22 protein-coding genes are annotated in these 25,262 nt (G+C 35.5%); all 22 read right to left on the reverse strand.

The window, feature by feature from the left end:
- Positions 1–45: 45 nt before the first annotated feature.
- The 22 genes from ACQ76X_RS18190 to ACQ76X_RS18295 all read right to left on the reverse strand — a co-directional run bounded on the left by ACQ76X_RS18190 (position 46) and on the right by ACQ76X_RS18295 (position 25,256).
- Complete coding sequence (locus ACQ76X_RS18190) at positions 46–1,416, reverse strand: sugar phosphate nucleotidyltransferase (RefSeq protein WP_438495325.1); 1,371 nt, start codon at positions 1,414–1,416, stop codon at positions 46–48.
- 329 nt (positions 1,417–1,745) lie between these two features.
- Positions 1,746–2,741, reverse strand: a complete 996-nt coding sequence (gene galE / locus ACQ76X_RS18195) for a UDP-glucose 4-epimerase GalE (protein WP_438495326.1) — start codon at positions 2,739–2,741, stop codon at positions 1,746–1,748.
- 76 nt (positions 2,742–2,817) lie between these two features.
- On the reverse strand, positions 2,818–2,910 hold the full coding sequence (locus ACQ76X_RS18200) for a hypothetical protein (RefSeq protein WP_438495379.1): 93 nt from the start codon (positions 2,908–2,910) through the stop codon (positions 2,818–2,820).
- A gap of 28 nt (positions 2,911–2,938) precedes the next feature.
- Positions 2,939–3,073, reverse strand: coding sequence for a hypothetical protein (locus ACQ76X_RS18205; protein ID WP_438495327.1), 135 nt, complete (start codon positions 3,071–3,073; stop codon positions 2,939–2,941).
- A gap of 921 nt (positions 3,074–3,994) precedes the next feature.
- Positions 3,995–5,140, reverse strand: a complete 1,146-nt coding sequence (gene glf, locus ACQ76X_RS18210) for a UDP-galactopyranose mutase (RefSeq protein ID WP_438495328.1) — start codon at positions 5,138–5,140, stop codon at positions 3,995–3,997.
- Between the two features lie 34 nt (positions 5,141–5,174).
- Positions 5,175–6,638: a flippase gene (locus tag ACQ76X_RS18215; protein WP_438495329.1), complete on the reverse strand. Its 1,464-nt coding sequence runs from the start codon at positions 6,636–6,638 to the stop codon at positions 5,175–5,177.
- A gap of 970 nt (positions 6,639–7,608) precedes the next feature.
- Positions 7,609–8,796: a glycosyltransferase family 4 protein gene (locus ACQ76X_RS18220; protein ID WP_438495330.1), complete on the reverse strand. Its 1,188-nt coding sequence runs from the start codon at positions 8,794–8,796 to the stop codon at positions 7,609–7,611.
- A 1-nt stretch (position 8,797) separates the two neighbouring features.
- Positions 8,798–9,874 carry a glycosyltransferase family 2 protein gene (locus ACQ76X_RS18225; RefSeq protein WP_438495380.1) on the reverse strand — a complete coding sequence of 359 codons (1,077 nt, stop codon included), beginning with the start codon at positions 9,872–9,874 and terminating at the stop codon, positions 8,798–8,800.
- Positions 9,837–10,721 (reverse strand): glycosyltransferase, encoded by an 885-nt coding sequence (locus tag ACQ76X_RS18230; protein WP_438495331.1) that lies wholly within the window; start codon positions 10,719–10,721, stop codon positions 9,837–9,839. The genes ACQ76X_RS18225 and ACQ76X_RS18230 overlap by 38 nt, the downstream gene beginning before the upstream one ends.
- 1 nt (position 10,722) lies before the next feature.
- Positions 10,723–12,075, reverse strand: coding sequence for an O-antigen polymerase (locus ACQ76X_RS18235; RefSeq protein WP_438495332.1), 1,353 nt, complete (start codon positions 12,073–12,075; stop codon positions 10,723–10,725).
- A gap of 244 nt (positions 12,076–12,319) precedes the next feature.
- On the reverse strand, positions 12,320–13,249 hold the full coding sequence (fcl, locus tag ACQ76X_RS18240) for a GDP-L-fucose synthase (protein ID WP_438495333.1): 930 nt from the start codon (positions 13,247–13,249) through the stop codon (positions 12,320–12,322).
- Between the two features lie 17 nt (positions 13,250–13,266).
- Positions 13,267–14,349 (reverse strand): GDP-mannose 4,6-dehydratase, encoded by a 1,083-nt coding sequence (gene gmd / locus ACQ76X_RS18245; protein ID WP_438495334.1) that lies wholly within the window; start codon positions 14,347–14,349, stop codon positions 13,267–13,269.
- A 74-nt stretch (positions 14,350–14,423) separates the two neighbouring features.
- On the reverse strand, positions 14,424–15,167 hold the full coding sequence (locus ACQ76X_RS18250) for a glycosyltransferase family 2 protein (protein WP_438495335.1): 744 nt from the start codon (positions 15,165–15,167) through the stop codon (positions 14,424–14,426).
- Positions 15,164–16,339, reverse strand: a complete 1,176-nt coding sequence (locus ACQ76X_RS18255; protein WP_438495336.1) for a glycosyltransferase family 4 protein — start codon at positions 16,337–16,339, stop codon at positions 15,164–15,166. The genes ACQ76X_RS18250 and ACQ76X_RS18255 overlap by 4 nt, the downstream gene beginning before the upstream one ends.
- Before the next feature lie 70 nt (positions 16,340–16,409).
- Entirely contained in the window at positions 16,410–17,273 is an 864-nt protein-coding gene (locus tag ACQ76X_RS18260; RefSeq protein ID WP_438495337.1) for an NAD-dependent epimerase/dehydratase family protein, read from the reverse strand.
- A gap of 41 nt (positions 17,274–17,314) precedes the next feature.
- Positions 17,315–17,950: a sugar transferase gene (locus ACQ76X_RS18265; protein ID WP_438495338.1), complete on the reverse strand. Its 636-nt coding sequence runs from the start codon at positions 17,948–17,950 to the stop codon at positions 17,315–17,317.
- A 69-nt stretch (positions 17,951–18,019) separates the two neighbouring features.
- On the reverse strand, positions 18,020–19,030 hold the full coding sequence (locus ACQ76X_RS18270; protein ID WP_438495339.1) for a stalk domain-containing protein: 1,011 nt from the start codon (positions 19,028–19,030) through the stop codon (positions 18,020–18,022).
- Positions 19,027–19,800 (reverse strand): hypothetical protein, encoded by a 774-nt coding sequence (locus tag ACQ76X_RS18275; RefSeq protein WP_438495340.1) that lies wholly within the window; start codon positions 19,798–19,800, stop codon positions 19,027–19,029. Before ACQ76X_RS18275 ends, ACQ76X_RS18270 begins: the two co-directional genes overlap by 4 nt.
- Positions 19,801–19,824: 24 nt before the next feature.
- Positions 19,825–21,657, reverse strand: a complete 1,833-nt coding sequence (locus ACQ76X_RS18280; protein WP_438495341.1) for a polysaccharide biosynthesis protein — start codon at positions 21,655–21,657, stop codon at positions 19,825–19,827.
- Positions 21,658–21,697: 40 nt separating this feature from the next.
- Positions 21,698–22,387, reverse strand: a complete 690-nt coding sequence (locus tag ACQ76X_RS18285; protein WP_342480569.1) for a CpsD/CapB family tyrosine-protein kinase — start codon at positions 22,385–22,387, stop codon at positions 21,698–21,700.
- Complete coding sequence (locus tag ACQ76X_RS18290; protein WP_438495342.1) at positions 22,368–23,144, reverse strand: YveK family protein; 777 nt, start codon at positions 23,142–23,144, stop codon at positions 22,368–22,370. The genes ACQ76X_RS18285 and ACQ76X_RS18290 overlap by 20 nt, the downstream gene beginning before the upstream one ends.
- Positions 23,145–23,243: 99 nt before the next feature.
- Positions 23,244–25,256 carry an S-layer homology domain-containing protein gene (locus tag ACQ76X_RS18295; protein ID WP_438495343.1) on the reverse strand — a complete coding sequence of 671 codons (2,013 nt, stop codon included), beginning with the start codon at positions 25,254–25,256 and terminating at the stop codon, positions 23,244–23,246.
- Positions 25,257–25,262 lie beyond the last annotated feature (6 nt).

The raw sequence follows: 25,262 nt of genomic DNA on the forward strand, positions 1-25,262 counted from the left end.
ACTGATTTCCAAGTGAGCACGATACTAATAACTGGTTAAAACATTTTATTTCACTGCAAATCTACAATTTTCTTCCACTTCATCCCACGTCACATATATACGAACAATATCTTCTTCAATTAAATTTGAACCTGTCTGTACTTCAATAAATTCTAAATCAGTAATGGCCTTTATAGCATGTTTTGCTTCTACAGGTATAACTATTACATCACCAAATTTGACAAGGTGAATCTTATCATTTAATACATACTCACCCTGACCTTTTATAATTGTCCATACTTCGCTCCGAGAAAAGTGCATTTGATAACTCAGGTTACAGCCAGCTTTAATACAAACTCTTTTTGTCAGAACTTCATTTTCTTCATCAAATTTTGTATGATCTAAAACTTTATACCAACCCCAACGCCGTTCTTCATACATTGGTCGTTGTTGAAATCCATTCAGTAATTCTTTTATTCTAGGACTTGCCTCCTTATCAGTTACTAATATCCCATCTGGACTTGCAGCAACTATTGCATCCTTAATTCCTAACACGGTTACTGAGATGTCTAGTTCATTTACTAAGTGGGTATTAGTAGAATCATCGCTGATAATGCCTTTACCAATTTGATGCGTTCCCATTTCTTCGGTTAAAGTATTCCATGTACCGAGGTCTTTCCAGCTCCCCATATAAGGCAAAGCGATGATTTTTTTTGCCTTCTCAACAACAGCATAGTCAAAGCTAATCTTTTCTAGCTGTTTATACTGAGTTAGCAATTCTTCATATTGTGTAGAAAAGCCCTTAGCTTCTAACAAGTTTGTAATATACTTAAGTTTAAAAGCAAATACACCACAATTCCATAAAGCGTTCTGATCTATAAGGCTCGTTGCTTCAAATTCTGTTGGCTTTTCTTTAAAGTGACTTACCTCTATAAAATTTTTATTATCATTTTGTATTGGTACGATATATCCGTACTTCTCAGAGGGATAAGTAGGCGTTACTCCCATCAAAGCAAGGTCAGCATCAGATAAATTAATTACTGTCTCTAAATCCTTAATACGTTCAAAAAAACTTAAGTCCACAAAGGGATCTACAGGCAAGACTCCTACTACTTCATCTAAACTTGTACCTTTGACAGAGTATAAGTAAGTAACTGCCAGTGCAATAGCAGGAAAAGTATCACGACGTTCAGGTTCAATAATTAACGAAACACCATCTCCTAATTGTCCACGAATCATATCCACTTGTGACTTGCTAGTGGCAATCACCGTTTTACCATCCATTTGTAAACTTTCCAACTGACTCCAAACTCTTTGAACCATTGATTCCAATTTTCCATTGTTGTCTAAAACCTTTAAAAATTGCTTTGATCTGGAATCATTGGATAATGGCCAGAGTCGTTTTCCTGACCCACCAGATAATAAAATTAAATCCATTATCTCTCCCCCAATATCTTTTCAACATTTCACTTTATTATGAACAAATCGATTTAAAGCCAACTTTTTATTAGCTTCTCAAATAAAAAATCAGAATAACATTCACCCTTTACGAGTATTCTATTGGACTATAATCCAAAATTCACAAATAAAAGAAGTACACAGATATATAATACCCCATCTATTCATGTCACTTTCAAATTAAATTCTTAACTTCAAGTTGCTCTCTTCACTTGAACAGCATTAACTATTATCAAATCATGCAGTTTGTTGCATCGATCCCAAGATTAATCAGTTAAAGTAAGGAAAAAGTATAATACAATATCAATCTACAATTCGTTATTAATCTCAAATCTCCAAGAATCACGACACATATCTATAATGTCGTATTTAGGTATCCAACCCAGCTCCTTCTCAGCCTTCGATGTATCAGCGTAACATGTTGCAATATCTCCAGGACGTCTTTCTACGATCTCATATGGAATCTTAACGTTATTCACCTGCTCAAAAGCATTTATCAATTCTAATACACTTGTACCCCTGCCAGTTCCTAAATTGTAGACATGAATCCCCTCTGTTAGATTATTTAGTGCTGCTAAATGTCCCTCTGCTATATCCACTACGTGAATGTAATCTCTTACACCAGTTCCATCTACGGTCGGATAATCATTACCGAATACATATAGCTTCTCCATCTTCCCTTTAGCTACCCTATTAATATAAGGCATTAAATTATTAGGTAATGAGTTCGGTGATTCTCCAATTAAACCACTTTGATGTGCTCCAACTGGATTAAAATAACGAAGAATTGATATGGATAAAGCTGGAACTGCTTTAGAAATATCAGCTAGAATTCGTTCACTCATTGCTTTAGTTTCACCATAAGGATTTGTAGTCGGAAGAAGTCCCATGTTCTCCATAAAGGGTACTTCATTTTCACCATAAACCGTAGCTGATGAACTAAAAACTAAGCGCCTCACATTATACTTTTGACAAGCCTCGGCCAAGTTCAAAGTACTAATAATGTTGTTCCGATAATATTGCATTGGCATTCTCACGGACTCTTCTATTGCCTTAAGGCCGGCAAAATGAATAATTGCGTCTATTTGATGGTTAATAAAGATGCACTCTAATTCACTTTTATTCGAAACGTCTATTTGATAAAAACAAACCTCTTTATTTGTAATTTCCTTAATCTTTTCTACTGTTTCGATTTTACTATTACATAAATTATCTGCTATAACTACTGTATATCCAGCTTCTATTAAAGCTATACAAGTATGAGAGCCTATATAACCGGTTCCGCCTGTAACTAGTATATTCATTAATACATCCTCCCACTATAAATTAATAAATGACTCGTTCTTAGATTTCCAACCATGGACTCGTTGAGAGCTAGCCTTAAGCCTTGCACATCCACGTTTGAATGCTAGACTTGTCTTTTTTCTTTCCCGAACTGTTCTTTTTAAGATTCAGTCCAGCCAGTCGAATAATTCGCTGTCCATCCTTGTAACCGCTTAGATCACCACTTCCGCCAGAAACCCAGCAAACGCACTACAGCCACACCCGGCACGGTGAGCATCCCTGGCACTCCCGGGATTTGCTGGAGTAGACGCTCCACCTCGGCCAGTATTTCTTCGAGCTGTCTGGCAAACAAGTCATACTGCTCCAGGATCGTTTGAATCTCTTTTTTCGCTGCGTATGCCCTTCTGTAAGTCCAATGGAGCTTCTCGCCGTTTTTCGACCAGCAGTTTGGCTCGTTTCGTCCTTACGCTCGTTTCACGTCCGATCTCAACAAGCGTAAGAAACTCCTGCAAAATGATGAGCGAAGCTTGCCTCCCCAGTCTATAAATACTGCGTATATTCCGAAAAAAGCGATCCTGCCAGTTCTGTATCCGTCTCTTTACCTGTCCGTGGTTCCCATGATCTGCTCTCGAAGATTCATGAGAATCTACAGATCTGCGTATATGCTCGTCGGCAGTTTGGGTTTCCTGTACTTCCCGTTTCGCACCAAACTAGCAATAACTTTTGCATTTTTATATTCGTTTTTCGTCGGTGAGTTGTCTTCCAAGTCATACTTTGTACATGATCCGGATTGACAATGACCAGGGGGATGCTTGATGTCCCAAATACTCGGCCAGGGTTAAGCAGTAATTTTCGGTGGTCTCAATGCCGAAGAGGACGTCGCTCTAGGATGCAACCGTTGAAGATCGTTCATCCACTTTAACAGTTTCTCGAGTCCGGTACGGGTACTGGAGAACACACAATCCTTTCCGAGTTCAATCCCCCGAAAGTCGATGGCGTGGGCCACATGGGTTTCTTTGGTGATGTCTGCGCCTACGACAAGGGTCTTGTCGAAAATTCGTGTAATCGTTGATTCTGCTCATTCAATTGCTTATATTTCATAAGAGTGCCTCCAGTGCTGGAATTGTTCTTAGGTCGGAATGTATCCCGTTTACAGTTGGCGCTTTTTTCATTCAAACCTCAAATTAATTCATTACAGGAATGGCTTCATTTTTCATATATATCAAAAACAACTAATTTATGAGTGCTGGACTTCATATTTATCAAGTTAAACTTAATTATTAGTGGTAGCTTTTTTAAAATCTTTTAATAAGATATTGAGCTCTTTTGTCACTACCGTCAGAGCTTCAGCAATTACTTGGTGCATGTCATAGTATTTATAATTAGCTAATCTACCTCCAAATATTACATTACTTTCATTTTCGCTCAATTCCTTGTATTTAGTATATAATTTATTATTTTTCTCATCATTCACCGGGTAATATGGTTCGTTTCCCGCCGTCCATTCAGATGAATATTCTCTAGTTATTACGGTCTTTTCTTGAGTACCAAACTCAAAATGTTTATGTTCTATTATTCTAGTAAATGGAGTTTCTCTATCAGTATAGTTTACAACAGCATTACCCTGATAATTATTTATATTGATGATTTCATTTTCAAACTTCAAACTTCTATATTGTAATTTCCCAAATTTATAATTATAATATTCATCAATCATGCCCGTAAATACAATTTTTTCCGCCTCATCTTCCAACGAATTCCTCTCCGAGAAAAAATCAATATTTAAGCGTTTTTCTATACCTTCTAACATTTTTTCAATAATTTTATTATAACCTCCCTCTGGAATACCTTGATATTTATCATTAAAATAATTATTATCGTATGTAAATCTAACAGGAATCCTTTTGATAATAAAGGCGGGTAATTCGTTTGCATTTCTACCCCACTGTTTTTCAGTGTATCCTTTTATAAGCTTATTATAAATATCTATGCCAACTAGTGAAATTGCCTGCTCTTCTAAATTTTTAGGATCTAGTATACCAGCACGCTCTTTTTGCTCATTAATTTTGGATTGTGCTTCTTCAGGAGTAATCACCCCCCACAATTTATTAAAAGTATTCATGTTAAATGGTAGATTGAAAATCTCCCCTTTGTAATTGGCGACAGGGGAATTAGTATATCTATTGAACTCTGCAAAACAATTAATATATTCCCAAATAAACTTATTACTCGTATGAAAAATATGAGCCCCATACTTATGAACATTAATCCCTTCAACGTTCTCGCAATACACATTCCCACCAATATGACTTCTTCGGTCAATCACCAAACATTTTTTCCCTTGCTTGTTCGCTTCATAAGCAAAAATTGAACCAAACAAGCCAGCTCCAACAATAAGATAATCATATTTCTTTTTCATTACTTCCTCCTATTAAGTTTTTTCGATTATTTGATTAGCTGCTGATATTCATTATTTTCTTTTTCATACTAGCTGTTATCTCTTGTATAAGTTCATTTTTCGAAAAATACAATAAAATAAAATAACAAGTTGATGATATTAATACTGATAAAGAAGTAGTTAACAACATGTTTAGATGTAATTTATTTACAATTTCACAAATTAATACAATCAACCCCCCGCCTAATAAATAGAACAGTAAATTTTTATATATGATATTACCTTTTAAATATTTATAAGCCAATATGATTTGAATTATTGTTACTGATAACTCTGCTACAAATGTACTGAATGCAGCACCATTTTGCTGATAAATAGGTATAAGAATTAAATTTAGAGAAAAATTCACAGTTGCTCCAATAATCGTAGAAATAACCGTCAATTTCTCTTTTCCATGAGAAACCAATATTTGTATACCTATCAAATTGCTTAATCCCATTGCAATTATTGTAGGACTAACTATTTTGAGACTAATTATTGCATCTGCATAGTCTTGTCCAGCAAATAAAAGAACTATAGGCTTCGCCAACATGAAAATACCAATTGTTGCAGGAATAGATACCATTAAAATAAAATCATGAGATTTTCTTATTAATAGATCAATTTGTTCTGAAAGGCTATTCTCAATATAATAAGACATTCTAGGTAGTAAAACAGTTCCTAAAGAAGTAACTAGCGCTATAACAACCATTATTATTCTATTTGCAGAAGCATATAATCCAACAGATCTATCTCCATGTATAATACCTAACATTACTTTGTCAAGATTAATATAAATACTAATTGATAAGCTCATTGCAAAAAGCATCATAATCGGCTTTATATGCCGTTTTAAAGTGAAGTTTTTGTATTTTCTAAAAATATCAATATATTTCCTCGCATAAAAAAAGTTAAAAATATAACTCGTTGAGAGCGCTAAAACTGTAATAAGTCCGTATACTAAATAGTCCTCTTCAGATTTCACAAAAACAAATACAGCTATCAACGTGATTATTTTAACTATTAGATTAATAATAGTTATATATCTGTAATTCTCAATTGCTTGATAGAACCATTCTATACCAATACTCGTGGAAATTATCGTAAAACTCATAATGATCAGTAATCTTTTATAAACATACAGATCATTCACATTATTTATTACAACAAAAAAAATCAAATAAGTAATTACAATCATTATCAAATTGATAGTTAATATCTCTTGAACTGTTCTCGATAAGTTCTCTTTATTATCTCTATGTTTGGAACATTCTCGAATTGCATAGGTTGGTATCCCGACCTGAGATAAAAGAATGAAATATTGTATTAAAGACAAAGAAAAATCAACTCTACCAATTCCTTCAGCGGACAAAATCCTAGCTACATAAGGAAATGTAATCAAGGGAAAAATAATATTTAAGATTTTCAGTGAAAAACTATAAATAAAATTCATTTTAAGTGACTTAGGTTTACTATTCATTTTGTCTCCTCTAATACCTATTCATACACTACTTAAAAAATTTAAACTTTTTCAATATATACGCTATATATATTGAACTCATAAAATTAAGAACCACCTGATCAGTAAAAGATAGTAAATAACCGATAAGGGCGATCGAAATGAGACATAAAGAAGAGATTGAAAAGCTGATCGCAGCGATGAGAGAAACGGAAAGCACACGCTGTTATTAACTGAAATTGAAATTATTTTTGGAAGATCCTTTCCTGCGATTAGCGGATATCGCAACAATTATCGCAAGCAAGGACTTCAGGACCTGGAATTTGGCGAGACCCTGGTGGGATTCGAAAACTTTCGGAAGATGAAGAATAACGGCTGAAAGAACGATTGCCATGCAAAGATCCTTGATGAATCGATGATTCGGGCGTATTTGGCTTTGCAGTATAACTATTTCCCCAAATAACACCAACTCAAGATCTCGACCATGGCAAACATAAAGGAGCTAAACTGTTTGCTGCTATCGACTACGAAACGGGCCATTTGACTCACCGAGGAGAGGAAGTTTACTCCAACGGCCTTTCAGCGATTTTTAGTTGATATTCTGCACATGTATCCCAAAGGTAAAGTCGTTATGGTTTTAGACAATGCTCACATCCATCACGGGATGAAATTCAGCTTTTCCTTCGGGAGATCCAAGACTCCAGCTTGTCTTTCTAAAGACTGTGGAAAAGACTGAAACAATATGTAGACAACAATGTCTTTTTCACAAGTTTTACATCATTAGCTCTCATGTCGTGGCTTTCATTAAACGGGTCAATCAACACCCTAATGAAGTAATAGATTGATTGCTGGTTCGGATGTGAAGTTTTTCAGTTCATTCTATAGTTACATTAAAGGCATAAAACAATTTTTTTCATTCCTAATAAACTCAAAATAATATTTATCTGTTTGAATTTCAGTAGATGTTTTGTAATCCTTATAGCATAAAAACTTAAATCATATCGATATCTTTTAATACCTTAATATATCTTTCCCCAAAGGAGTCTTGTGTAAATTCAGAATTGAATAATTTTTCATTTTTTTCACCATAAATTTCAAGCTCACCTTTTTCCCAGTATTGATACAACAATTCAAAAGTAGCCAACATTTCATTCAAATTATCATTTTCAAAAAAGAATAATCCTGTATCCTCATATTTATGAAAGTACCTATTCCCCCCAGTATCACTTAACAAAACCGGAGTTCCCATGCTCAAAACTTCTAACAAAACGAGATCAAAAAAAGTTTGTCTATTAGGAAGGACAAACAAAGAAGAATGTTTAATTATATCTAAAGATTTATTTGTCCATCCATATTCAATCCACTGCTCACTTTTCAAGGGTGGGTATTCATTATTTATTGTACCGGCGATAACGAAATAAACATTTTTGTAATTCGAAATAATATTCAGTGCAAACTTTTGTAACAAGTCGTAACCCTTAACTGGTAGGTGTCTTCCCACAAATGAAATGACAAATGCATCTTTGGGTATATTCTTCTCACTAAAAAAATCACTCTTTTTATTTATTTTCATAGGAATTAATCCGGTCGGTACATATTTTATTTGATTATTCCGCTTTTTCTCTTCGACAACATTCCATATTTTGATATCAGATTTATAAATCTCTAAAGCCTCTTCACAAGGCATAATAAGATAATCTGCTTTTTTGAATGCATCAAGATCAATGCGTTTAAATCCCCCACCAAATGTTCGTTTGACAAATCCATTCCCAAGCACTTTATCATCATCAATCAACTCTAGATAGTAATATTTTGGTGAATGTGATGTAAGCAGTATTTTACCATTATACTTCTCTTGATTCTTCCATTTATACAATGAGATGGAGGAATGAAAATGAATCCCCTTATAATTATCGAAAGCTATATTATATTTCTCCTTTGACATTATTTTGTAGTAAGCAGAAAAATATAAGATAATATTCGGAGTTAATTTTTTTATTAAACTTTTAAACTTCGTGCGGAAACTAATAGTATCTGATAAACTTTTATCAATGGAATTCAACTCAATTTCATTTATTTTTTGATTATCGATGTAATTTTTTAGAATATATAGGTAACCGCTTGACCCACCAGTATTCTGTTTTAATTGACCTTGGTTAAAAATTAATAACTTTTTCATCTTAACTAATTACCTTTCTCTTTATATATTTAAAATCAGAAACTTTGAAAATTATAAATAACAAGAGTATCATTCTTGATTTTATTAAATGTATAACCAGTTTTTCTTTAAAAGTCATTTTTTCAAATTGTAAATATTCAAATCCATGTCTAACATTATTATTGTTAATAATTTTTTTCATACATCTATAAATATTTTTGAAATTTGTATTAGACCTTGTTTCATTGATCAAAGATGTCCAGGAAAGATATATCAAATCCACTTCTAACTGGTATGATAACTCTTCGAATTTTTTTTCGTTAATAGCTATCTTTAACTTCTCATTTAGTAACAAGCATGCATTCCATAAATTTTTTTTATAAGTTGGAGAATTTGTAATAGAAGTTGGATTTTGTCTGTAATGATAAAGAAAGGAGTTTTTCATGACATAAATTTTATTCGCATCTAAAGCAACAGGCACTGTAATATTTAAATCTTCTCCATATGTAATTCTATTATCACAATATTTAATATTATTAATTACTAAATCTCTTCTGATTAGTTTATTCGCTCTACTTGCTCCAATACCTCGATAATTACCATAACCAACATTTATGAGTTTTGTATACAATTGAGTGTGTAACTTGTCCTTTGTATATAATCCTTCTTCCGCATACACTGGAACAGCTATTTGTCCTCCATGCACACCATAATCTTTATAAAACCCACAGACCACTAAATCAGAATCATGTTCATTTACTTTATCAACCATACTCTCATACATTGCATGGCTCACCCAATCGTCACCATCAACAAAACCGATATAATCTCCTGTAGATACATTTACTCCGGTTATCCAAGCATTCATTAATCCAGCATTCTGTTTATGAATAACTTTTATGCGATCATCCATCCGAGAATATTCATTGCATATTTCTTGCGATTGATCTATGGATCCATCATTAACTAATATAATTTCAATATTTTGATAAGACTGTTTTAGCAAACTATCTATACAAATGCGCAAGTATTTGTCTACATTATAGATTGGAACAATAACACTAACCTTTAGGTTGGGGATTTTTTTTGTAATAGTAATCTACTCCTTCTGTAAACCCGAGAATCAACCCGTTTAATCTACAAAAATATAACATTCTTTTTTCTTTATTAAGAACAAATAAACAGAGTGTCACAAAAGTTCTCAGCAACATATAAATAAATGTCACAAATATAGTGTATTGCCTTCTTTGTTTCATACTCTTTACAAACAAGGCTCCATTCCCTTTTGCATATTTAAATGTTCGTCCTGATAAATCACTCTTAACGCCTTCGATTTCATGATATACAGTATCATAAGAATAAAACTCACCAATTTTGTTATTACACAGAAGATCAAGTATTAAGTCACTTTCTTCACCAGAACCCCAATCAGTACCCACACCATATTTTTCATCAAACTTAAATTTATTTAAGATAACATCGGTTCTTACAAATATCCCGACCGATATCGGTAAACGAAGCGAATTTTTTATATTAATTTTAGTTCTTGTATTTAATTTTCTATTTTTCCCATACGTCTGTTTACTATAAGGATCATATACTCCGCAACACAAAAAATCCAAACCTCGAAAATTTATTTCATTTTCCACTGACTCTAAAACACTATCATTATACCAACAATCATCATCTGGAAAACCAATTATAGTAGAAGAGGGGCCAATATTTGCAAGTCCGATATTTCTGGCCTTACTTAATGAGATATGTTCACTTTGGATTAATTTGTAGTGAACTTTTATAACTTGGGGTATTTCACTAAATTTATCTTGATTTACGATTATTAATTCAATCTTTTCTCTAATACATTCCTTTTGTTCATTAATTGACTGTAAAAATCTTAAGAAATACTGCGAATCTAAATTTCTTGTAGTAACTATTAATGAAAACACTCTAAATCTCCTTTCCATCATACTTCTTTTTCGAATTCGCAATAAGAAGAAATGAAAGATACATGATAGTGAACTCAATAAGAGTAGAAGCAAACTCACCTCTATTAAAATTCATAGTTTGAATGAAAACAAAAAAATAAATAGGTAAAGATTTTTTACTGAGTGCTTCTATTCCAGAAAATAATAAAACAAGAAGTATAGGTAATAACACTACAAACAAAATGCCAAAATTAATGTAAGCCTCTGCAATAGGGTTAAAACCATACCCCATTCCTCCACCAAATATATTTGCAAAAGTTACAGCTAAACTATCCGGTTTAGCCGGCCATAATGCTCTGGGGAACATAAATAACAGAGCTGAGAAATATGATGCTCCATAGAGCATATCAATCTGATTCTCAAGATAATAGTAAAAGGTGTTAATTGGGATAAAAAATTCTCCAAATGAATCATTTATAACATTTTCAATGTTAGCATTTTCGAGACTAAACCCTACCGTTCTTAAATAACCCACTAATACAAAAACAAAGCTAAAAGCAACAAATAGCATTACCTTATAAAAGGATATTTTCTTTTTTTTAGTAACTATGATATAGAAAATAAGATACAATAAAATATAAGATACAAGCCTTCGATTACCCAATAGAATATCAAATATCCAGAAAAGTGATAATACCGAAACCCTTACAATCATCCCCTTGGATTTGATATTATTAAATCTGATTTTATTAAATATTGTTGTATATATCGCGCATGAATAGGCCACAATAAAATACATAAAAACCCAGTATGGCTGACTTTCAACCATTTCATTGGCCTCAACACGACTAACACCTGACATGATTATATTGATTAAGCCGCCACTCCAAACATTTCTTATATAATTTACACAAAGAATCAAAGCAAACAAATCAAAAATTAAAATAAAGTGCGTCAATTCAAAATTAATTAAATAATTTTTTATATTTTTATAAAATTCATTAGATTTTGCGATTCTATCCTTTACAAATGCCCTTGCCCATATTGATAGTAATATATATATCATTATAAAGAGATTACTTAGCAACATCCCTTTTTCTATAGTATCAGTCGACAGTGGTAAATAATTTAAAACCTCTAAATATCTACCCATATATAATTTTAGAAAAGAATAACTATTAGAATAAATAAATAAAAAAATAATAAATACGAAGCGAATGTTTATTAATAAATTTTGACCATTCTCTTTTTTTAAAATCCCAATATAAATAACTAAACTTATAATTGTGCATACGAAAGCAAATGAGCTTTCATTTATAGACAATGAGAGAACTATTAGAAGAATAATGTATAGTGACTTAAATATATCAAGCATTATCGGCTCCTTTTTATAATTTTTTCCGAAAAGTTCACAAGGCCTTATTGACTAATCAAAATCATTATACTTGACGCCTATTCCTGCAATTCCTGCAATCAATAGCCATTTCGTACGGGAGAGTAAGTATTATAGTGAAATTAATTTCGTGTCAAGTGTCGTCGTTAAAAATCCATATATATCCTGTAATTAGTTTACGAAAGGCTGATTTTGGGAAACCATAACTTTCAAACGCAACTTATTCTTAAAGGTGTGATTTTAAATACCAGTCATATACTTTTGATATCCCTGCTTCTAAATTGGTTGTATAAGTCCAACCTTTACTTCCCAATAAATTCACATCCAATAATTTCCTAGGAGTTCCATCTGGTTTGTCTAAATCATTAACAATCTCACCTTCAAATCCTACAATTCTCTTAATAATATTGGCTAATTCTCCGATTTCAATATCTTCACCAACACCGATATTAACATGCATCATTTCACTATAATTGTTCATTAAAAAAATACATGCATCAGCCAAATCATCAACATACAAAAACTCTCTTTTGGGTTTGCCAGTGCCCCAAAGAACAACTTCCTTACTATTACTTAGTTTTGCTTCATGGAATTTTCTTAATAAGGCTGGTAATACATGAGATGTATCCAAATCAAAATTATCGTTAATACCATAAAGATTTGTTGGCATTGCTGAGATAAAATCACAATTATATTGTTTACGATAGAACTTAATCAATTCAATTCCAGCTATTTTTGCAATAGCATATGCCTCGTTTGTTGGCTCAAGTAGTCCTGTCAACAAGAAATCCTCTTTTATCGGTTGTTCACAATGTTTAGGATAAATACATGAACTTCCCAAGAAGAGGAGTTTCTTAATTCCTGTTTTGTAAGAAGCATGAATAATATTACTTTCAATCATGAGGTTATTATAAATAAACTCAGCGGGATATGTGTTATTCGCATGAATTCCACCTACTTTAGCTGCAGCCAAAAAAACATATTCAGGTTTTTCAGATTCAAAAAACGACTCAACTTCTATTTGACGGGTTAGATCTAATTCTTTAGAAGATTTTCCAAACACATTAGTGTAACCTTTGCTTTCTAAATTACGTACAATGGCTGATCCTACCATACCATTATGACCAGCAACATATATTTTAGAATTTTTGTCCATTATGCGCTCACTCCCAATTAATCAAATTCTCTTCTTATAGTGGTTTCTCTTTCCACTAACTTCACATCATTGCTTACCATGATTTTCACAAGTTCTTCAAAGCTTGTTTGTGTAGGGTTCCATCCAAGTAGTGTTTTGGCTTTGGTGGGATCTCCTAAAAGTTGTTCAACCTCTGTCGGCCGGAAGTATCTAGGATCTACTGCTACTAAGACATTTCCGTTGCTTTTGTCAATCCCCTTCTCTTTCACACCATTTCCGGTCCATTCCAATTCAATTCCAGCTTCTTTAAAAGCAAGTGTCGTAAACTCTCTAACCGTATGCATTTCACCTGTTGCAATAACAAAATCTTCTGGGGTATCATTCTGCAACATTAACCACATACACTCCACATAATCTTTGGCGTAACCCCAATCGCGCTGCGCATCTAAGTTACCTAAATACAACTTGTCTTGGGTTCCTTTGGCAATACGTGCAGCAGCTAGTGTAATCTTACGAGTTACGAATGTTTCCCCACGTCGTTCTGATTCATGGTTAAAAAGAATGCCATTTACTGCAAACATATTATAAGCTTCTCTATAGTTCTTAGTAATCCAAAAACCATATAACTTCGCTACTCCATAAGGGCTTCTTGGATAAAATGGTGTCGTTTCCTTTTGAGGAATCTCTTGTACTTTTCCATAGAGTTCAGAAGTCGAAGCTTGATAGATTCTAGTCCGTCCCTCATATCCTAAAAATCTCACGGCTTCTAGCAACCTCAAGGTGCCAATACCATCAGTATCTGCTGTATATTCTGGCACTTCAAACGAAACCTTCACGTGGGACATAGCCGCCAAATTATAGATTTCATCAGGCTTGATCTCCCTAATGAGCCTAATAAGGTTCGTTGAATCCGTCATATCTCCATAATGCAAATGCACTTTCCGGTCATTGTGCATATCTTTAATTAATTCCTCAATATACAGGTGTTCAATTCTTTCAGTATTAAATGAAGAACTTCTTCTTATTACACCATGAACCTCATATCCTTTACTCAATAACAATTCAGCTAAGAAAGAACCATCTTGGCCTGTGATCCCAGTTATTAATGCAATTTTTTTCATATTTATAACCCCTCATTCCTTATTATATGCCAATTTAATAATGAACATGAAGATCAGAAAACACTCATGTTCTTTTAGATAACTTGTTTAAGTTTCCTTAATAGTCGTAAGCAAACAATTCCTAAAGGAAAATTAACTTTATTTTCTTTTAAGGTATTGTATACTTCTTTACTACCTTGTATAGTGCTTTTAATACCACTAGTTGATGCCCCGCCCATTCTCATATTTACGATAAACTCATTTAGATATGAAGTTCTCACCTTATTCGCTTGAATACTTCTAAACAAAAAATCATAATCCGATGAAATTTTATATTCACTTTTATATAGTCCAATATGTTCATAAATATTTTTCCTTACAAACGTTGTCGGATGCGGAGGATTCCAACCTAAATTGAAGCTACCATATCCAGGTATCCACTTTCTCACTATTTTTTCTGTATTATATTCGTCCACAAACTGAAGGTTTGCATAAAGGATTTCGGCATTGTCAATGTTCATCTTTTTAACAACTTTTTCAATTACATATTCATCAGTATACATATCATCTGAATTAATAATCCCGATAATATCTCCCGAAGCTAACTTAATTCCTTTATTCATCGCATCATAAAGTCCTTTATCCGTTTCACTTATCCACTTTAATCTTCCATTAAATTGAGGCTCGTATTCTTTAACAATGTTCACTGTTCCGTCTTTGGAGTTACCATCAATTATTATGTATTCAATATTTTTATAGCTTTGAAACAAAACAGAAGAAATAGTGTCTTTAATAGTTTTTTCACTGTTATAACTAACAGTTATTAAACTCACTTTCATTTTTTCACCTTTCCTGTCTCAACATTCCTATAGCATTGTTCGAAAAACATCATATATTTCTCCGCAATCTTATTCAAGGAATAAGCACTGTGTATATCATTTGAAATTGTGTTCAAACGTTCAATAGCCGGTGGATTTTCAAGTGTATCAGCAATTAATATAGCTAATGCTTTATAATCAAGAGGATCATTATAATATATTGCTTTGTCTTGTGTCACCTCAGGTAATGATGCACATTCTGTAGTAATTGTAGGTATCTTCTTGTACATTGCTTCAACAGGCGGCATCCCAAATCCTTCAAAAAGAGATGTCGAAACAAATATCCCCGCATGTTTATATAGTGAATTTAGATTATTATCATTAATAAATCCAGGTATTACAACTGAATCTTCAACCCTAGCTTTGGATATTAGTTCAGTCAATTCTGATGTAGATTTCCCTTTCACCCCAACAAGAACCAACTTATAATCTGCAAGATCTTTTTCTTTGAAAGTAGCAAAAGCTTGAATTAATGTATTTATATTTTTATGAGGTAGTAATGAAGCCACAGAAAGTATATACTTTTTATTTTGCAGACCATAAAGTTCTTCTATCGTTTGCATTGACAAATCAGTCGTTTCATCAAACTTTTCAAAATCAATAGGATTGTATATAGTTGTCAGCTTATTGTTATCAATATCAGAGAATTCAATTTTTATATCATTCTTAACAAAATCAGAGATACAAATGATTTCATCGCTTTTTTTCAAACTAAGTGGATAGAAAATATTGAAAATAATTCTCTGCATTTTAGAAAAATATTGTGGGTAATGCTTATATTGTATATCTTGAATATTAGATACTGTTATTACTTTATCCAAAGATCCAGCACTTCTTATATAGCTAGGAAAAAAGACAAGGTGCAAATCTAAACTCTTAATTATTTTTGGTAATGTTAAAGAAGTATAAATTACTCGTTTGAACCTATTAAGACCATCAATATTGCATTCTACTTTTTTGAAGTTATCTTTCGAGAACTCAAATGTAGCAGCATTGCTTTTCGATGTGAAAATATAGTATTCATTCGTACTATCTACCTCTTCTAACCCCTTTAATAGGTTTCTCAAATAACTCTCTGTTCCTCCTACTTTTCCAGGACGTATGAATAATGCATCTATGCCGATCTTCATCATATGTACTCCTTAGGCTGTGCAAAATGATATCGATGCACAACTATGATTCAATTAGTTTCCCAACGTTCTGTTATTGCTCGCATAGCTTAATAGATTCTGGTAAATCAACCAAGCAGTATTCGAAATCTTTATAATTTGATAGTTCCATATCACAAGTTAAATTTCCAAATGCCTTATTTAATGTTTTCATCCTTTTAGCAAGAGTTTTTATGAAATAAGCAAATATTTTAGATAAATAAATGTCTCTTGAGTTTTCTTGCGCTATAAGTTGAACTAAATTCAGAGTGCTAATGAAATTCTTGTTCTGTGGAAGAAAAACACCTGCTTCATTATTTTCAATGATAAATCTCAAAAACTCACTTAAATTATCAATGTAAATCATACTTCTCTTGTTCTCAATCCTAGGAAAAACAGGAATTTTCATTACGATGTCCCTTAAAGCAGCATAATTACCCGGGCAATTAGGTCCATAAATCATAGGTGCTCTGATAATAGCTACTTTAAAACTTTCATCATTGAGTTGTTCTAGTTTCTCTTCCGCCTTCAATTTACTTTTACCATAAAAAGTCTTTGGAGCACACTCAGTATCCCTCTTAATTTCGATGTTTTTCTCCAACGAACCCTCAAGTCCATAAACCGAAAATGAACTCATAAATACAAATTGTCTAATCCCTGATTTTTTTGCTTTATCGGCTAATTCTACGGTTAATTCCGTATTAACCTTATAATATAAATTCTCCATGTCTACCTGCTCTTTTTTATGTACAATTGCAGCTACATGAAAAACAATGTCGTACTCACTGAAATCTTTTTTTCTCCAATCCTCATCCTTAACTGAAACAAAGCTTGTATGATATTTATCAGGCCATTGCTTAACCCATTCGCTGAACTTATGTCCAACATAACTATTTTCGCCAGTGATTAAAACTCTCATGGTTTTACCTCGAATTCTACATCAAAATGTAATTAATTGACTCACACTGCCTTTGATTCATTATTATTCCCCTCTTTAATCCCTTCACTTTTCAAGACGCTAAAAAAAGTTTTCAGTAGCACTTTTAAATCAAACCCGAAACTCATTTGAGTAATATATTCACCATCAAGTTTCGCCTTTTCCTGAATAGATATCTCATCTCTTCCATTAATTTGAGCCCATCCAGTCAAACCCGGATTAACATTATTGGCATAATATTTATCTCTTTCTTCAATTAAGTCAACTTGATTCCAAAGCGCAGGACGCGGACCAACCACACTCATCTCACCTTTTAATATATTCAATATCTGTGGAAGTTCATCAAGACTTGTTTTCCTAAGAAATTTACCTATTTTTGTAATGTAAAAATCAGGATCTTCTAGTAAATGTGTTGGCATTTCATTTGGCGTATCTTTACGCATTGTTCTAAACTTTAGTATAAGAAACTCCCTTTTATTTTTACCTATACGCTTTTGCTTGAATAACACAGGGCCTTTAGAAGTTAACTTTATAGAAATAGCAATAATCAAAAAGAAAGGCCATAATAGGAGGAACCCAATTAGAGCCAAAATAATATCAGTTGCTTTTTTTATGACAGTATAAGAATACATATTCTCACCCATTCTTTTCGAATACATAATATATCACCAGTAATCATTACCCACCGACTCTAGTAGTAATGACACTGGTGAATAATGTGTTACTTATCAATTCCCTATACTCTCAGCCAAATCTTTCCCCGCTTGTAGTTCAGCCTCAAACGCACTCCTATATTGATTAATAATGTCGGTGCTATAACCATTTGCTTTTAATTTTTGTTCAGCATCTGCCACTATACTATTGAAACTAGCTGTGAATGATGATAATTGTTGCAGACCTTTAGCCTTAATGCTAGACTTACTAGCTTCATCTTTTGCATCTAAATATTCAAATGCAATACTCATCAATGTTGATTGACTTTGAGCCTTCAATGCATTTAGTTTAGCTTCAGTCGCGCTTGTAATCTCTCCATAGGAAACTTTACCAGTGGCACCACCATTTCCTGCTTGCGTAGGGTTTGTTGTAGCGGAAGGACTTGGTGTTGAGGAAGGTTCTTTTCCCACGTTCTCACTATTTATTTGTTCTTGATGAGCTTTAGAGTTAGCTGTAATTTTTTTCGTCATTTGGTCCCATGTGATTACATTCCCAACTGATTCTGAGAGGAATCTAAGCGGCACATACAAAGTACCATTTAAACTATAGTTGGATAGACCAGTAGGAAGTGCTTTTGCAGCACCATTGAATACAAAACTTGCTTTCACGTTATTCAACGTCACAGTTTTTGATGTGGTAACATCCGTATTAGTAATTACAGAATTCATTAGATATTCTTTAATTATCACCAGTTCCGAACTACTCGACTCAGCCACAGTTACTTTGAGATTTTTAGCATCCCAGGTTACTGTCTTTTGAAGTGCATACGACATGAATCGTACCGGTACATATATTGTATTATTATATGAGAATATAACTTGCCCTTTAGGTGGCGATAAATTCACGCCATCGAACACCATCTGTACATTTTGTGTCTGAGCTTTAACAATATTGGATTTTGCAGAAGCCGTAGTTAAGGGTGCAGCTGAAACTGATAGCGGAGCTGATGCAGTTAACGGTGCTGTTACGATTGACAACAAGAGCACTAAAGCTGCTGTAGAAATTTTCATTTTTTTCATCATCATTCACTTCCCTTTTCCAATGCTTCTAATTGCTGTTCTTCTGCCACTACTTCGTCATGAGAAAGGCCACGACTAACCCCATACTTTTTAGCAATTTGAGAAAGACTATCATATTGTTCAGCAGATACTTTGCCTAAAATAATTTGCCGTGCTTCTCGCTTCTCGTCTAAAGTTAAACCACCGCTAGCTAGCTCTTGTAGTCGCTTGATATCAGCCACACTCAGTTGACCAAGTACAATTGAAGCCACATCGGCCTTCTCCTTGACCGTAACATTCTCTTGGATTTGTTTTGTTTTATTAGCAGAAACCTGTGCTGAATACCCATTTCCGCCTTTGTCATCATTCCCAGAAGTAGGAGCGCTTGTTGGATTGCCAGCCTTTTTTTGAGTAGTCTCACTTGTTGGATTAACTTTCAAAGAATCCGCTTTATCTCCATTAGTCTGAGAGGCACTTTGTACTTTCTCTGGCTGATTACTGGCTATACCTACTATCGGTGTAGGTACGTTTGGGGTAATTCCAGTAGGGCTAGGTGTGACTTTACTATTATTTGAAGATGGTGTGACTTGTGGTGTGGCTTGTGGTGTAGCTATTGGTTCAACATCCGTCGCTATATCACTATTAATGCTATCTTCTGTATCAAGTTCTAAGCTTCCAGCCATTGAAGTCATAAGCTTATCAACAGCATAATTAGCAGCAAACAACCCTCCGATTGCTAATACTAAAATAACAGACAGAGACCATGCAAGTACTTTCTTCCATCTCTTGTTGAACATAGTAATCCCCTCCGATCATTATAGTTAGCTAATAGCGGCTTGAGCAACGGGCTGCATAGGAACAATCTGATTGATAACCTCACGAATCGCACTCGGTTCCTCAGCCAACACTCGTTCCAGACGCTTAAATTCCAGCTCCAACTGATTTTGACTAATCACATTGGGCCTGCCAATAAATATCCGATCATGCTGTGTTGAGCCTAGATTCTCTTCATCCGTTAGCAATTCCTCGTATAGTTTCTCACCTTCTCGAATCCCCGAGAAAGTAATGTCAATATCCTTGTAAGGTTCAAAGCCGGATAATGTAATCAGATCTTCAGCCAAAGTCAGAATTTTCACTGGTTCTCCCATGTCCAATACAAATACTTCGCCACCTTTGGCAAAAGAACCAGATTGAATGACCAATTGTACAGCTTCCGGTATGGTCATGAAATATCTAACCATCTCGGGATGAGTTACAGTTACCGGACCACCAGCAGCGATCTGCTGCTTGAAAGCGGGAATTACACTGCCACGACTGCCCAATACATTACCAAAACGCACAGCTGAGAATTTAGTCTGACTTGTAGTGTTTAAGCTCTGTACGTACATCTCGGCAATACGTTTGGTCGCCCCCATCACACTGGTAGGATTAACGGCCTTGTCTGAAGAGATCATTACAAAACGTTCTGCACCGAATCGGTCAGCACCATCTGCTACATTTCGGGTACCAAACACATTATTCTTAATGGCTTCCGATGGATTCCGCTCCATTAGAGGAACGTGCTTATGCGCTGCCGCATGAAAGACAACATGTGGTCTAAGTGTGTGGAACACATCCATCATTCGATTGCGATCCTGCACATCGGCGATTACCGTAACAATTTCTAGTTCGGGAAACTTCTTACGCAATTCCATTTCAATAGTGTAAATGCTATTCTCACCATGTCCAAGTAGCAACAGCTTGTCCGGAGCAAAGGGTGCAACCTGCCGGCAGAGCTCAGAGCCGATGGATCCTCCTGCCCCTGTTACCATAACTGTCTTATTGTGAACATAACCCAGGATGCCATTCAGATCGGCAACTATAGGCTCCCGCCCCAACAAATCCTCGACACTCACATCACGAAGCTTTTTAACAGAGATTTTTCCAGCAATCAGATCATTCAAAGCTGGAATTATTTTTAATTTAGCACCTGTCGTCTTTGCCAAATTAATAATTTCAGAGATTTCCGTTCTTGATACAGAAGGCATTGCAATAATAATCTCATGAACGTCCTTTTCTTTTACCAATCGAGGCAGATCATATCTATTCCCAAGTACAGGTAGTCCTAGAATGGACATATGATATTTGTTTGGATTGTCATCTATAAAGCCTATTAGTTTCGTTTGAGCAAAAGTAGGGCCCATCATTTCCTTGGTGATCAGCATTCCACAATCTCCAGCACCTACAATCAGCGCATGTGTCTGAGTGTCTTTATCTTGGGAGCGACCATAACGGAAGATTCTCCATATGAAACGAACTCCACCTACCAATACGAGAATCGTCTCCATCGCCCGGACTTCAACTCCAAAGGGAACGCGTTCCGAAAGAAGCAATAGCGCAACACCGTAAGAGATAATTGCACCTATTACAACGGCTTTAAAAATAGATACGATCTCTCCAATACTGGCATATTGCCACATCCGTCGATATAGGCCGAAATAGACCAAACTCCCTCCAATGGCTATTGACGAGATCACACCAAACTGCAGCATTTGAACAACATATGCATGAGGGATGTCGTCATAAAAACGGAACAGATAAGATGTTACAATACTAAGCCAAATGATAACCAGGTCTATCAGGAATAACATGAACACTCTGGATTTCGCTGTCATTTTTAGTGCCTCCAAAAATAACAAATTTCTCTACAGTACATTAATTTCCATAGTAGTAATAATAGTAGCCTTCGCTGGCTTTGCGTTTGACATTGTTGAGGACTACACCCAGCATTTTAGCGCCTACACGATCCAGATTCCCTTTAGCTTTGGCAGCAATATCCCGTTTGACCTTGCCATAACTCACTACCATAATGACTCCGTCACTCTTGGAAGCAACAATCTGCGCATCTGTAACAGCCAATAATGGCGGTGTATCAATTAGGATTACATCAAAGTTCTGTCTTAGTTCTTGAATTACTGTGCTCATCCGATTAGAGGCTAGCATCTCAGCAGGATTCGGAGGAATGGGGCCAGAAGTCATCAAGTAGAGATTATTCACTCCAGACTCCTGAACCACTTCTTTCAGTACGGCTTGTTGAGATAACAGCGAAGATAAGCCGTAACGATTACTTAGTGAAAACGTCTTGTGGGCTGTTGGTTTTCGTAAATCCCCGTCAATCAACAACACTTTCTTGTCGGCCTGAGCATACGCAGCCGCTAGGTTGGCAGAGACAGTAGATTTCCCTTCTTCCGGACCTGAGGAGGTAACCATAATTACTTGAATCTGTTCATCCACGGAAGAAAAATCAATATTGGTACGAAGCGCACGAAAAGCTTCAGAAATAGGTGAACGAGGGTTCGTCACGGTAATCAGATGGCGTTGTTGGTTATTTGGTTGCTGTGACATGTTCGAGTTCCCCTGCCTTTCTGGACAATAACTGCGCTTGTGTTTCAGTCCCTTTGCCTTCTTCTTGACCCACTCTTGTGATCATAGCAATTGTTGGCAGACCGAGGTATTTCTCAATATCATCTTCCGTCTTCAGCGTATCATCCAAATATTCCAGCAAGAAAGCAATCCCGAGTCCAATCATAAGGGCAACAATGAAAGCAATAGCAATGTTCATAATTACATTGGGTTCAACTGGCCCCGGCTCAACAGTCGGGTTGGTTTTGGCTTCATTTAGAATGGAGACGTTCTGTACATTGAACAGCGAAGGTATTTCTTGCTTGAACACAAGTGAAATGGCATTCACAATTTCTGCAGCTCTCTGGTATGAATTATCTTGAACGACAAGTGTCATCACCTGCGTATTATTTACGGAACTCACGTTTACCCTCTTCAACAACTCCTCCGCAGTAATATCAAATTGCGGATAGTTCTTGGCTACGACATCTAGAATCGCCGGTGTCTTGATAATTTCCTTGTACGTGTTAATCAGCTGTATGTTCGTGTTGATCTGGTTAAGATCAAGCTGACCTACCGTAGATTGTGTAGGTGTCTGATTCACAATGATCTTCGTGGAAGCTTCATATACGGGATTCTTGATAAACAAACTATATATTCCGGCAAGAATACATGCCACTACTACAATACTAATAATTAACCAAACTCTTTTCCTGACGATCTGAAAATAATCGCGAAGATCCAATTCTTGTGCTGACAAGTGAATTTCCCTCCAAGCTGTTTCTGTAATATTTCAATCCACGCTAAAAAAGTGCCCCCTCTCACGTAGACGAGAGGAGGCTCTCCACTTGCTTATTGCTTACTTGAAGTTAATAGTACGATAGATAATTACTGCAGCTTCTGCACGGGAAGCTGTGTTCGTAGGGTTGAACTTACCAGCATTACCGATTACCAAGTTATTGCTAGCTGCGAAAGCTACTCCGTCTTTCAGTGTAGCGTTGATCTTGGCAGCATCAGTGAATTTATTCAGAGCCGAAGCATCTGTCTTTGCATCTGGATGAGTCAATTTCAATGCACGGGAGATCAGTGTCGCCATCTCAGCGCGTGTAATAGTCGCAGTTGGATCGAATGTAGTTGAAGTGCGACCTTGGATAATACCCTTCTCTGCAGCAACAGCTACATAAGGAGCGTACCAAGCAGTAGAACTCACATCGCTGAAGTTTTCAGTTGCTGTGCTGTTTTCCAAGTTCAACGCACGAACCAGCATCTTGGCGAATTCCGCACGGGTAACATTGTTCTTAGGAGCAAACTTACCATTTCCGATACCTTCAATCGCACCCTTAGCAGCTACGACTTGAATTTGTCTTCCAGCCCAAGCTTGAACTTTAGCAATATCACTAAAGCTTACCTTGTTCTCTAGAACAGCATAGGAAGAGAACGTATCACGCGGTTCAACAATATGTTCGCCGTCCAGCACGCCACCTTGGAATTGCAGATCACTGTATACAACTTTTGCTACGGATAGCAGTTCTTTATCAAGACCTGTAGTATCCTTAAGCGGCAGTTTAATAGTCAGCGGTTGTTTAAATGTTGTTGTAGCCACGCCACCAACTGTCAAACCGAAGTCGTATACTTTAGAAGCCAGTTTCAACTTGGAAATCGAAGTTACCGTAGCATCTTCACCTGTTGTAGTAGTCAAAGTAACAGCATCGCTGAATTGTGCTACCGGAATAGTTACAGTCAATCCGTTAAAAGTAATAGCGATGTTCGCGATACCTTTAGTTTTAGCAGCTTCAATAATCACTTTGGACAACGGAACCTTTACAGTCTTAGCATTCACTGTTCCGAGGTTCAATGTTAAGGTAAGACCGGTTTTTCCAGGGTTTGCAGCCAGAAGGGCATCAAATGCTTTGAGTACATCGGCGTCAACCAGATTCAATGTAGCCACATCGCCCACAATGCTTACAAGCTTGGATACATCATAGATACCCGGTGTAGCAGTAGGATTAGTGACTACTGTACCACCAGTACCGCCACCAGTACCACCACCGTTATTACCGCCATTGTTGCCGCCAGCTTGGAGGTATGTGTTGTAATATGCTCTTGCAAGTACCAATAGCGCAGCTTTTTCTTTAGTAACAGATGGTTCATTTTGCAGCTTGTTTTTCACCGCTGCAAGATCCGCTCTAGTTACTCCAAACTTATTGAGCCCGTTAAGCACACCATTAACAGTAGAGGAACCCACTGCAACTTTAAGAGTAGCTTCTTTAGCTTGTTTGAAAAGAGCACTATTCTCGTCTTGCAGCGCTGCAAGAATCACAGCTTCACTTTGTCCCTTGAAGAGAGGAATCAATGTTTGTTCAACACCGTTTGCACCGAAGATGGAAGTGTATACTTCATCAACAGTTAGGTTAGGCAGACCAATTTCTCCAGCAATCTTCTTCACCAAGTCTTTGTAAGCCTGGTAGTTCTCAGACTTCTGAATGTCAGTTACTGCTGAATACTCAGGAGTATATACAGATGTAACGATCTCCACATAAAGTTTGTGTAACAGAGATTTGTCAGCCTGTGTCAGGAAAGTCAACTTATCCGTCACGGGAGCAAAATCCGCTTCCAATTGTGCTTGAGTCAAGCCCTGAAGCTCTCCACGGAAATCACGCAGGATTTGTTTGTCCGCATCTGCCAAAGTTGCGTACAACACATTTGCACGATCTTTCAAAGCTGTAAAAATCACGTCATTGCTAGATGCCGCAGATGCAACGCCATTCAAATGTTTAGCCAAACCTTGGCTGCTGAAAGGGAAGCCTGCTACAGATGCTGCTGCCATACTTACTGCTAGTGTTGATACTGCTAATTTTTTCTTCAAAGTCACTTTTCA

Origin of the sequence: Paenibacillus sp. IHBB 3054 (assembly GCF_051594305.1) — a bacterium.
GTDB lineage: Bacteria > Bacillota > Bacilli > Paenibacillales > Paenibacillaceae > Paenibacillus_AQ.

Excerpts from the sequence above, each read along its gene's own strand:
- ACQ76X_RS18250 (WP_438495335.1), bottom strand. The coding sequence starts at position 15,167 with ATGAAAGTGAGTTTAATAACTGTTAGTTATAACAGTGAAAAAACTATT.
- ACQ76X_RS18190 (WP_438495325.1), bottom strand. The coding sequence starts at position 1,416 with ATGGATTTAATTTTATTATCTGGTGGGTCAGGAAAACGACTCTGGCCA.
- ACQ76X_RS18235 (WP_438495332.1), bottom strand. The coding sequence starts at position 12,075 with ATGCTTGATATATTTAAGTCACTATACATTATTCTTCTAATAGTTCTC.
- ACQ76X_RS18275 (WP_438495340.1), bottom strand. The coding sequence starts at position 19,800 with ATGTTCAACAAGAGATGGAAGAAAGTACTTGCATGGTCTCTGTCTGTT.
- ACQ76X_RS18270 (WP_438495339.1), bottom strand. The coding sequence starts at position 19,030 with ATGATGATGAAAAAAATGAAAATTTCTACAGCAGCTTTAGTGCTCTTG.
- ACQ76X_RS18280 (WP_438495341.1), bottom strand. The coding sequence starts at position 21,657 with ATGACAGCGAAATCCAGAGTGTTCATGTTATTCCTGATAGACCTGGTT.
- ACQ76X_RS18260 (WP_438495337.1), bottom strand. The coding sequence starts at position 17,273 with ATGAGAGTTTTAATCACTGGCGAAAATAGTTATGTTGGACATAAGTTC.
- gmd (WP_438495334.1), bottom strand. The coding sequence starts at position 14,349 with ATGAAAAAAATTGCATTAATAACTGGGATCACAGGCCAAGATGGTTCT.
- ACQ76X_RS18215 (WP_438495329.1), bottom strand. The coding sequence starts at position 6,638 with ATGAATAGTAAACCTAAGTCACTTAAAATGAATTTTATTTATAGTTTT.
- ACQ76X_RS18265 (WP_438495338.1), bottom strand. The coding sequence starts at position 17,950 with ATGTATTCGAAAAGAATGGGTGAGAATATGTATTCTTATACTGTCATA.
- fcl (WP_438495333.1), bottom strand. The coding sequence starts at position 13,249 with ATGGACAAAAATTCTAAAATATATGTTGCTGGTCATAATGGTATGGTA.
- glf (WP_438495328.1), bottom strand. The coding sequence starts at position 5,140 with ATGAAAAAGAAATATGATTATCTTATTGTTGGAGCTGGCTTGTTTGGT.
- ACQ76X_RS18285 (WP_342480569.1), bottom strand. The coding sequence starts at position 22,387 with ATGTCACAGCAACCAAATAACCAACAACGCCATCTGATTACCGTGACG.
- ACQ76X_RS18255 (WP_438495336.1), bottom strand. The coding sequence starts at position 16,339 with ATGATGAAGATCGGCATAGATGCATTATTCATACGTCCTGGAAAAGTA.
- ACQ76X_RS18220 (WP_438495330.1), bottom strand. The coding sequence starts at position 8,796 with ATGAAAAAGTTATTAATTTTTAACCAAGGTCAATTAAAACAGAATACT.
- galE (WP_438495326.1), bottom strand. The coding sequence starts at position 2,741 with ATGAATATACTAGTTACAGGCGGAACCGGTTATATAGGCTCTCATACT.